Genomic DNA, 9,327 nt, shown 5'->3' with positions numbered 1-9,327 from the left:
GTGCACCCCCACCACGCGAGGTACGCCGCGGCCGTGGCCTCGAGGCCCTGCCCGGCCACGGCGGAGGGCTCGAGCAGAGTGCCCGCGGGCCGGGCGCGCGCGGCGGTGACCGCCTCCGCCAGGGCCTCGGGGGCCACCACGGTCAGGGTCCCGGGGCGGGCGCGGGCCATCTCGGCCACGTACCGGTTGGCCGCCACCACGGGCCGCCGCCCGGCGGTGAGCCAGGAGTTGAGCGAGCCCGAGGCGGAGACGTGCCGGTGCGCGACCACGGGCACGCCCACACTTCGGGCGGCCTCCAACAGGCCCTCGTCGCTGAGGTAGCCGGTCACCTCGACCTCGACGCCGGCCAGGCGGCCCCTGCGCACGAACTCCGCCAGCTCGGCCTCGTGCCCGTCCGAGGCCCGCCCGATGACGACCAGCCGGGGCACGCCCGCCCCGGCGGCGGCCGCGAGCGCCTCGCCGTCCCGGACCAGCCGCACGGCGTCGAGGGAGAACGCCTCGCGCGTCTGCTCCACGAGGGCCCGCACCTCGTCCCGGCCGCCCAGCACGCTGCCCGCCACGGCCTGGATCAGCTCCGACTCCGCGGCCGCCCGCCGTGCCTTCTGCGTCTGCCGGGCCGCGCGGTCGACGACGTAGCTGACCAGCGCGGCGATCACGACGTGCAGCAGCAGCGCGGCGAGGTGCACCGGGTCGGCCACGGCCACCGTCAGGTGCGGCTCCACGAAGAACAGGTCGAGCGTGATCCCGGAGAGCAGGGCCGCGAACAGCGCGGGCCAGAGGCCGCCCACCAGGGCCACGACCACCACCAGCAGCTGGTAGCTCAGGACGGCGGTGGCGATGGAACCGGGGTCCCGCAGGGGCGCGAGGAGCCACATCAGCAGCGGGCCGCCGAGCAGCGCGATCGCGAGGCCGGCCAGCCGGCGCCGCGCCGTGAGCGCCGAGCGGGAGCGGGGGAGGGCGGAGCGTCCCCCAGCGGCGGCGCGGGGCACGATGTGCACGTCGATCTCCGCCGACTCCCCGATCACGGCGGTCCCGACGTCGCGGCCGGTCAGCCTCGTCGCCCAGCGGCCGCGCCGCCCGGCGCCCAGCACGAGCTGCGTGGCCCCCACGGAGCGGGCGAAGCCGACCAGCGCCCGGGGCACGTCCTCACCGAGCACCTGGTGGTACGTCCCGCCCAGCTGCTCCGCGAGGGCCCGCTGCGCCGCCCGGTCCGCGGGCGCCCCCGGGCCCGGGGCGGCCTGCCCGGCCACGTGCACGGCCAGCAGCTCGCCCCCTCCGGAGCGCGCCGCGATCCGGGCACCGCGGCGCAGCAGCGCCTCGCCCTCGGGGCCGCCGGGCAGGGCCACGACCACCCGCTCCCGCGTCCCCCAGTCCTCCTCGATGCCGTGCTCGCTCCGGTAGTCCCGCAGGGCCTGCTCGACGTCGTCCGCGAGCCACAGCAGGGCCAGCTCGCGCAGGGCCGTGAGGGTGCCGAGGCGGAAGTAGCTCGCCACGGCCGCGTCCACCCGCTCGGCGGGGTAGATCAGGCCCGCCGCGAGCCGCTCGCGCAGCGACGCGGGCGCGAGGTCCACGACCTCGACCTGGTCCGCCTCCCGCAGCACGCGGTCCGGCACCGTCCCGTCCTGCGGGACGCCGGTGATGCGGCGGGCGACGTCGTCGAGCGAGGCGATCTGCTCGACCCGGACCGTGGAGACGACGTCGATCCCGGCCTCGAGCAGCTCCTCCGCGTCCCCCCACCGCCGGGCGTGCCGGGCCCCGGCCGGGTTGGCGCGCGCCAGCTCGTCCACCAGGACGACCTGCGGGCGCGGGCCAGCACGGCGTCGAGGTCCAGCCGGTCCGGCCCGGCCGCCGCGGCCCCGAGGGTCCTCCGGCCGTTCCGGCCGCTGCCGGGCGCCGGTGGTTCCGCGCGCGTGCGGGACCCCGGCCGCCGCGGCCGCGCGGGGGATCCCGGCCGCCAGCGCCTCGGTCGCCTCCCGCCCGTGGGTCTCCACGACGCCGAGGACGACGTCGCGCCCCTCCGCGAGCAGCCGGCGCCCCTCCTCGAGCATCGCGCAGGTGGTCCCCACGCCCGGTGCGGCGCCGAGCAGCACCCGCAGTCTCCCGCGTCGTCCGGTCATCGCGCCGTCCTCTCCTCCGTCACGTCCCAGGGTAGGCCCCGGGCGGCGGCGGAGGCGCGCGCCGCGCCCCCTAGGACGCATGGACCCAGGGGCGGCGGACGACGTCGGACTCGGCGTGGCGCAGGACCTCCCGGGTCGTCGGCGCGATCTCGCCCTCGCCGAACAGCAGGAAGCGCAGCAGGTTGGTCAGCGGGCTGCCCTCGGTCCAGCGGAAGTAGACGTGCGGGCTCAGCCCCAGGACGTTGCGCAGGTGCAGGGACACCGCGGCGATGCCGTTGGGCACGGTGCTGCCGCGCACGGTCAGCACCCGGTACCCGTGCCGCTCGACGCCGCGGACCAGGAGGTCGTCCTCGAAGTCCGAGCTGTCGGAGACCACGATCTCGAGGAAGAGGACGTCGTCGTCGGGCAGCTGGTGGGCGCAGCGGGCGTGCCGCAGCTTGGAGCGGTAGCGCTCCGCGCTGGTGTCGTTGGGCTCGTGGGCGATCAGGCGCACGACGCCGTCCGGCGCGGCGTCGACGAAGGCCTGGGCCGCGGGGTCCAGCCGCACGGCGGTCGCGCGCAGCTCGGTCGAGCGCGCCACCCGGGAGACGAGGCTGACCAGGACGATGCCGGCGATGAAGCAGCCGGCGATCTTGATGCCGTCCGGCCGCTCGATCACGTTGGCGACGGTCGTGTACGTGAACACCGCGCTGACGATCCCGAAGCCGACGGCGGCCTTCCTCTGCCCGCGCCTCCTGGCGGCCAGCGTCACGGCGATCGCCGCGGAGGTGATGAGCACCAGCACCCCGGTGGCGTAGGCCCCGCCCTGGGCGTCCACGCTGGCCTGGAAGACGACCGTGATGAGGAAGGCGATCGCGGTGAACACCAGCACCAGCGGCCGGGTCGCGCGGGCCCAGGCCGGCGCCATGCCGTAGCGCGGCAGATAGCGCGGCACGAGGTTCAGCAGGCCCGCCATCGCCGAGGCGCCGGCGAACCACAGGATCGCGATGGTGAACAGGTCGTACACGGTGCCGAAGCCCTCGCCGAGGAACGCGTGCGCGAGGTAGGCCAGCGCGCGCCCGTTGGCGGCCCCGCCCGGCTGGAACTCCGCGGCCGGGATGAGCGCGACCGTGGCGATGGAGGAGGTGATGAGGAAGCCGCTCATGATCAGCGCCGAGGTGGTCAGCAGCCGCCGGGCGCCGCGGATCCGGCCCTCGGGGTGCTGCTCGGTGTCCCCGGCGTCGCCCCGGATCTGCGGCATGACGGCGACGCCGGTCTCGAAACCGGACAGGCCCAGCGCCAGCCGCGGGAACACGATCAGCGCGATCGCCACGACCATGAGCGGGTCCCCGTGCTGGGTGGTGAGCACGCCCCACCAGTCCACGACGAGGTCCGGGCTGGCCGCGAGGTGGGCCAGCGAGACGACGACGACCACGAGGTTCACGGCGAGGAAGCCCGCCACGAGCACCGTGGCCAGGCGGATCGCCTCGTTGAAGCCGCGCAGGAACACCACGCCGAGCCCGGCGATCAGCGCCAGGGTGATCACGACCTCCTGGCCGTGCAGGGCCGCGGGGGCGAAGGGGTTCTCGACGAGGTGGGCGGTCGCGTCCGCGGCGGACAGCGTCATGGTGATCATGAAGTCCGTCGCGGCGAAGCCGAGCAGGACCAGGACCGTGAGCTTGCCGCCCCAGCGGGGCAGCAGCTTGGCGAGCATCGCGATGGAGCCGGTGCCGTGGGGGCTCTCGGCCGCGACGCGCCGGTAGACCGGCAGGGCCCCGGCCAGGGTGACGACGACGAGCACGATGGTGGCGATCGGGGCCACGGCGCCCGCCGCGAGGGCGGCGATGGCCGGCTGGTAGCCCAGCGTGGAGAAGTAGTCCACGCCCGTCAGGCACATCACCCGCAGCCAGTGCGCGCGCTGGTGTCGCTCGGGCCGGCCGTGGGGGCCGGTCTGGCGCCCGGGAGCCACGGTCGTGTCCGCGAGCAGCCAGCGGCGGGCCGCGGACCTCCGCGAGTCCCTCGGCGGGAGGCCCCCGTCCAGCTCCAGCGTCGAGCGCTCCGTCCTGCCGCGGGGCGCGGCGTCCCGGCCCCCCTCGTGTGTCACCGACACGTCGATCCTCTCCTCCGGTCCGGCCGCTGGGCAGCGGTGCGCGGGTGGCGCACGACCCATGAAACTCCGTCCGGGGGAGCGGGGAGGCGGATCCTCACGGTTTCCCTACGGGGAAACGGGCGGGCCCGGCGCGTCGGGGGCGCTACTGCGAGATCTGCATCTCGATCCGGTCCAGGAGGGTCTCCAGGGCCGACTCGAACTCCTCCTCGCCGTGGTCCTCGCTGAGCAGGCCCCGAAGGCGGAAGACCTCGCTGTCGCGCGCCAGGAGGGTGTTGCCGTCGGCGTGCGAGATCTGGGCGTCGCCCTCGTCCAGCGGCTCCTCGGCGGGGGCGGTCTCGCCGCCGCGGGCGGCGGCGTCGAGCAGCAGGTGGCCCAGGAGGAAGCTGGTGAAGGCCCGGTAGGTCTCCACCTTCTGCTCGTCGGCGAAGCCGAAGTCCCCCAGGGTCACGAGGAAGTCCTCGACCATCTCGAGGCTCCGCAGCGGGGGCCGCAGCCACGGCGCGGCCGGGTGGCGGGTCGCGATGAGCGGGAAGGCGCGGGGGTGGGCGAGGGCGAGGTCCCGCACGCTGTGGGCGAGGTTCTGGAGGTACTCCTGCCAGCTGGTGGGAACGGCGTCGTCGAGCTGCTCGCGGATCCCCTGGAGCAGCCGGTCCACGATCGCCTCGAGCAGGTCCTCCCGTCCGCTGACGTACCGGTACAGCGACATCGCCTCGACGCCGATGCGCTTGCCCAGGCCGCGCATGGTCAGGTTGCGCGTCCCCTGATCGTCGATCATCCCCAGGGCCGCACCGACCACCTGGTCGCGGCTCAGCCCGGGTGCGCTGCTGCGCCGCAGCGCCTGGTCGTTCACTTCTGTGCCCATGATCCCAGTGTGCGACGAGGGCCCCCCGGATGCCAGCAGACATTCGGCCTTACGTTGTCAGTTTGCGAGGCTTACATTGTTAGCCTGGAAGTCTTACATTGTAAGCCTAGTCGCAGGGCGGGCCCGCGGACCGGCGTTCCCAACTCGGGGGCGTCCACGCCGCGCTCGCCCCCTGCGAGCTGGCGACGACGCACCCGACGAGAGGAACACCGCCATGACACCCCACCGTGACCGCGCAGCGGACGCGGCGCCCGCGTCCCGGGCGCCGGACCCCGAGGACGACCGCAAGCCGGACTCGCCGGCCGAGATCACCGCCCCCTCGTGGAAGTACGTGCTGCGGAGCACCCTGCGCGAGTTCTCCGCGGACGGGTGCGCCGACCTCGCGGCCAGCCTGACGTACCGGACCGTCTTCTCGATGTTCCCCGCCCTGATCGCGCTGGTCTCGATCCTGAGCCTCTTCGGCCAGAGCCAGTCCGCCGTGACGGGGGTCCTGGACCAGGCGCAGGGCGTCGTCCCCGAGGACGCCTGGTCCACGGTCCAGCCGGCCCTGGAGGGGGTGCTGACCGCCCCCGCCGCGGGACTCGGCCTGATCGTCGGCCTGCTGACGGCGCTGTGGTCGGCGTCGAGCTACGTCAAGGCCTTCGGCCGGGCCATGAACACGATCCACGACGTGCCGGAGGGCAGGGGGCCGATCAAGCTCAACGTGCAGCTCTACCTCCTGACCGCGCTGATCCTCGTGCTGGGCGCCGTGGGCCTCATGGTCTTCGTCCTGTCCGGGCCCGTGGCCGAGGCGGTGGGCGACGCCGTCGGGCTGGGCCAGGCGGCCCTGACCGTGTGGGGCATCGGCAAGTGGCTGATCCTGGCCGGCGTCGTGGTGCTGGTGGTGGCGCTGCTGTACTACGCCACGCCCAACGTCAGGCAGCCGAAGTTCACGTGGATGAGCATCGGGGCGCTGATCGCGATCGTCGTCAGCATCCTGGCGAGCCTCGGGTTCTTCTTCTACGTCTCGAACTTCGGCTCCTACGACGCCACGTACGGGGCGTTGGCCGGCGTCATCATCCTCCTGCTCTGGATCTACATCATCAACGCGATCCTGCTGTTCGGCGCCGAGGTGGACTCGGAGATCGAGCGCGGGCGGGAGCTCCAGGCGGGGATGCCCGCCGAGGAGACGCTGCAGCTGCCGCCGCGCGACACGAAGGCGAGCGAGAAGCGGCGCCGGAAGTACGAGGAGGACGTCGAGCGGGCCCGGGCCCTGCGGGAGAGCGCCGGGCGGACCGACGACCGCGGGGAGGCTGGCGCCCGCGGGGACGAGGACCGCGGGGACGGAGGCGCACGCCCTGTGCGGGGCGGCTCCTCCGCGCGGGGGAAGTAGAACCGCCGAGCCGAGGCGAATGCCGAACGCTCCCGGCCCCACAGGGGCCGGGAGCGTTCGACGTCGTGGGGTCCGCGACCGCGGCTCCCCGTAGGTGGCGACCCCGGCATCCCGCGGTCGGCCGCCGGCGGGCGATCAGTCGCCCGGCCACTCGCCCATGACGCGCTGGAAGGCGCGGGCGCCTCCCCGGTCGATGAGCGCCTTGACGAGCGCGAAGATGGCGCCCTGCAGGGCGGCGGCCGCGAGCACCTCGCCGAGGTTGAACTCGGACTCCAGGGCCTTGGGGGCGTCGTCGTCGTTCGAGCTCCGCGGCGAGACCAGCTTCCACACCTGCTTGAACACGACGCCGGCCACGGCGCCGCCGATGAGGCTCCCGGCCAGGCCGAGGGGGCGGTAGAGGATCTTGGCGGAGGTGCTGGCGGAGGACTTGTCCTGGGACATCTGCGGTCCTTTCGTAGAGCGGGTCGAATCGGAGGGTGAGGGCGGGACGCGGCCCGGCGAGCACGTCGAGCCGCGTCCCGGAAGGGGTCAGCGTCGAGCGGCCCGGACGATCAGGAGGATGCCGAGGCAGAGTCCGACGCCGAGGACCCCCGCCGCGATCCAGCCGTTCCGGTTGAGGCGGCCCTGCTCGTCGGTGACGGAGTCCTGCGCAGTGTGCAGACCTTCCTTCGCGCGTGCCTGGACGCGGGCGACCTGCTCGGCGGCGCGGTCCTTGGCGGCGTCGACCTGGTGTTTGGCCTGGGCCTTGACGTCCAGCGACGCCGTCAGCTGCTCGACGGTCTCACCCAGCTCGGCCCGGGTCTCCGCGATGTCGGCCTCGATCTGCGCGGGGGTGGCGTCGGCGGCCGGCTCGGACGTCGAGCTCACCGCGGCGGAGGGCTTGGGTGCGTCCTTCCGGGGCGAGGCGGCGGGGCTGGGCCGAGGGGCGCGGCTCTGGGGCGAGCCGGTGGGGCCCGGCGTGGGCGCACCGGCCCGGGGCGGATCGGCAGGGCCCGGCTTGGGCGTGGCGGTCCGGGACGGGCCGGCGGGGTGGGCCTCGGGCGTGCGGTTCTGGGGGTCAGGCGTGGTCATGGCGGATGTGTCCTTTCACTTCGTCGATGTCGCGGGTGACGTTGTCGATGGTGCGGTCGGGCCGCAGGGACAGGTCCTCGACCTTCTTCTTGCCCAGCAGGGCCGCGACGCCGGCCGCGAGGAAGAGCACGACCGTGACGATCAGGGCCGCGAGCCAGGCCGGGAGGACCAGGGCGAGCGCGATGATCGCCGTCACGAGGAGCGCCGCGAACCCGTAGGCCGCGAGGACGCCACCGGCTCCGAGCAGCCCGGCGCCGACGCCTCCCTTCTTCGCCGAGGCGGTCAGCTCGGCACGGGCGAGCTTGAGCTCGTCGCGGACCAGCCGCGAGGTCTGTTCCGCCAGGCGGTTGATCAGTTCGGCGGGTCTCGGTTGTTCCGGGGGTGCTGGATGGCTCATGGCTCTCGCTTTCCGATCGGGACGCGGCGCAGGGGAGGGCAGGAGGTGCCGTAAGGAGCCCCCGCGGGACGCACCGGGAGGGTGCTTGACGCACTTCCCTCGCCGAGACGGTGCACCAGGCGGTGCGTGTCACGTCCCCCTGCGCAACGAGGTGATGCTGGTCACCTTACAGTGTATGTCTGGGGGTGGCCAGTGGGGCGCACCGGGCGGGGCGACGTCGGCTTCGGCGCCCCGAGGCCCGGCCTTGAGCGCGGCCCCGGCGGTATGGGCGATGAAAAGCGACCGGCCCGCCTCGTGGGAGGCGGGCCGGCGGCAGGCGAGGGCGGTAGGGCGAGGCGCCCCGAACATCGGTCAGATCTGCCCGATGGCCTCGCGCTTCTCGCTCTGGAACGCGTCCTCCACGCGGCCCTGCGCCCAGTAGGCGGAGAGGGAGAGCCGCGAGCGGTCCAGGCCGCGCTCGTCGGTGAAGTAGGGGCGCAGCTGCTTCATGGCGCCGCGCTCGCCGTGGGCGAAGACCTGGACGTCGTCGCCGCGCCACTCCACGGCGCGCACGGCGTCGATGAGGAGGGGGGTGGTGCCCGGCAGGGCGCCGTCGCGGTGCAGCCAGCGGACCTCGACGCCGGCGGGGGCGTCCACCTCGAGGTGGTCCGCCTCGCCGTCGACCTCCAGCAGGGCCACGCCCACGGCGTCGCGGTCCATGCGCTCCAGGGCGGAGAAGATGGCGGGCTGGGCGGCCTCGTCGCCGGCTAGCAGGTGCCAGCCGGCCTCCGGGTCCGGGGCGTAGCCGCCGCCGATGCCGCCCAGCACGACGACGTCGCCCGGTTCCGCGGCGTCGGCCCACGGGCCCGCGACGCCCTCGGGGCCGTGCACGACGAAGTCGATCCACAGCTGCTCGCGCTCCATGTCGAAGCGGCGGATCGTGTAGGTGCGCAGCGAGGGCATCTGCTCTGGGGAGAGCTCCTCGCGCAGGGCGGCCATGTCGTAGGGCGGGGTCAGACCGGAGTCAGGGGCGGCGAAGACCATCTTGGTGTAGGCGTCGGTGAACCCGTTGTCCGCGACGGCCGAGAAGCCCGGACCGCCCGCGACGATGCGGACCAGGTGCGGGGTCAGCTGGACGCGCTCGAGGACCTCCAGGACGATTTGGGGGCGCTGGGGGCGCTTCGCTCGGGTCTGGGGGGCGGTCATCGGCTTCCTTCCGGTGGGGGCGTCGCACGGTCCGGGCCCGTCCGCCGCGGACGGCGGGGCCGAGGGGGCGGCGGGCAGGCCGTCTTCGACTCTACGGGGCGACGGGGGCGGTTGGGTAGCCTACCCTAACCGGCGGGGATGTGATCCTGGTCCCCCGAGGGCGTTGCCGGGCCCTCGCCGGGTCCCGCGCGCTCGGGCGGTCGGCCGGAGACCCGCCCGCGCGCCGGTCGGCCG

The 9,327-nt window shown here is 74.5% G+C and carries 8 protein-coding genes; 1 reads left to right on the top strand and 7 read right to left on the bottom strand.

The window, feature by feature from the left end:
* From NBM05_RS14665 to NBM05_RS14655, 3 genes are all read right to left on the bottom strand, one after another.
* Positions 1–2,117, bottom strand: a 2,117-nt coding sequence (locus NBM05_RS14665; protein WP_254168961.1) for a sensor histidine kinase, incomplete at its 3' end; no start/stop codon positions are given.
* A gap of 70 nt (positions 2,118–2,187) precedes the next feature.
* Positions 2,188–3,993 (bottom strand): APC family permease, encoded by a 1,806-nt coding sequence (locus NBM05_RS14660; RefSeq protein WP_254168963.1) that lies wholly within the window; start codon positions 3,991–3,993, stop codon positions 2,188–2,190.
* A 355-nt stretch (positions 3,994–4,348) separates the two neighbouring features.
* Positions 4,349–5,068, bottom strand: coding sequence for a TetR/AcrR family transcriptional regulator C-terminal domain-containing protein (locus tag NBM05_RS14655; RefSeq protein ID WP_254168959.1), 720 nt, complete (start codon positions 5,066–5,068; stop codon positions 4,349–4,351).
* 214 nt (positions 5,069–5,282) lie between these two features.
* Between NBM05_RS14655 and NBM05_RS14650 the strand changes: the two genes are divergently transcribed.
* Positions 5,283–6,440, top strand: coding sequence for a YihY/virulence factor BrkB family protein (locus NBM05_RS14650; RefSeq protein WP_254168957.1), 1,158 nt, complete (start codon positions 5,283–5,285; stop codon positions 6,438–6,440).
* Between the two features lie 135 nt (positions 6,441–6,575).
* Here the strand turns inward: NBM05_RS14650 and NBM05_RS14645 are convergent, their stop codons facing one another.
* The 4 genes from NBM05_RS14645 to NBM05_RS14630 all read right to left on the bottom strand — a co-directional run bounded on the left by NBM05_RS14645 (position 6,576) and on the right by NBM05_RS14630 (position 9,093).
* Positions 6,576–6,881 carry a DUF4235 domain-containing protein gene (locus tag NBM05_RS14645; RefSeq protein ID WP_254168955.1) on the bottom strand — a complete coding sequence of 102 codons (306 nt, stop codon included), beginning with the start codon at positions 6,879–6,881 and terminating at the stop codon, positions 6,576–6,578.
* An 87-nt stretch (positions 6,882–6,968) separates the two neighbouring features.
* Positions 6,969–7,511, bottom strand: a complete 543-nt coding sequence (locus tag NBM05_RS14640) for a DUF3618 domain-containing protein (protein ID WP_254168953.1) — start codon at positions 7,509–7,511, stop codon at positions 6,969–6,971.
* Positions 7,498–7,908: a phage holin family protein gene (locus NBM05_RS14635; protein WP_254168951.1), complete on the bottom strand. Its 411-nt coding sequence runs from the start codon at positions 7,906–7,908 to the stop codon at positions 7,498–7,500. The genes NBM05_RS14640 and NBM05_RS14635 overlap by 14 nt, the downstream gene beginning before the upstream one ends.
* Positions 7,909–8,259: 351 nt before the next feature.
* A complete protein-coding gene (locus NBM05_RS14630) occupies positions 8,260–9,093 on the bottom strand; it encodes a siderophore-interacting protein (protein WP_254168949.1) in 834 nt (277 codons plus the stop codon).
* Positions 9,094–9,327: the final 234 nt, after the last annotated feature.

Origin of the sequence: Rothia santali, from assembly GCF_024199905.1 — a bacterium.
GTDB lineage: Bacteria > Actinomycetota > Actinomycetes > Actinomycetales > Micrococcaceae > Rothia > Rothia santali.
This window is presented reverse-complemented; position numbering and strand designations above follow the sequence as displayed.

What these genes read in the sequence shown, in the direction of transcription:
- NBM05_RS14630 (WP_254168949.1), bottom strand. Translation starts at nt 9,093, where the DNA reads ATGACCGCCCCCCAGACCCGAGCGAAGCGCCCCCAGCGCCCCCAAATC.
- NBM05_RS14645 (WP_254168955.1), bottom strand. Translation starts at nt 6,881, where the DNA reads ATGTCCCAGGACAAGTCCTCCGCCAGCACCTCCGCCAAGATCCTCTAC.
- NBM05_RS14660 (WP_254168963.1), bottom strand. Translation starts at nt 3,993, where the DNA reads ATGTGCCTGACGGGCGTGGACTACTTCTCCACGCTGGGCTACCAGCCG.
- NBM05_RS14650 (WP_254168957.1), top strand. Translation starts at nt 5,283, where the DNA reads ATGACACCCCACCGTGACCGCGCAGCGGACGCGGCGCCCGCGTCCCGG.
- NBM05_RS14655 (WP_254168959.1), bottom strand. Translation starts at nt 5,068, where the DNA reads ATGGGCACAGAAGTGAACGACCAGGCGCTGCGGCGCAGCAGCGCACCC.
- NBM05_RS14635 (WP_254168951.1), bottom strand. Translation starts at nt 7,908, where the DNA reads ATGAGCCATCCAGCACCCCCGGAACAACCGAGACCCGCCGAACTGATC.
- NBM05_RS14640 (WP_254168953.1), bottom strand. Translation starts at nt 7,511, where the DNA reads ATGACCACGCCTGACCCCCAGAACCGCACGCCCGAGGCCCACCCCGCC.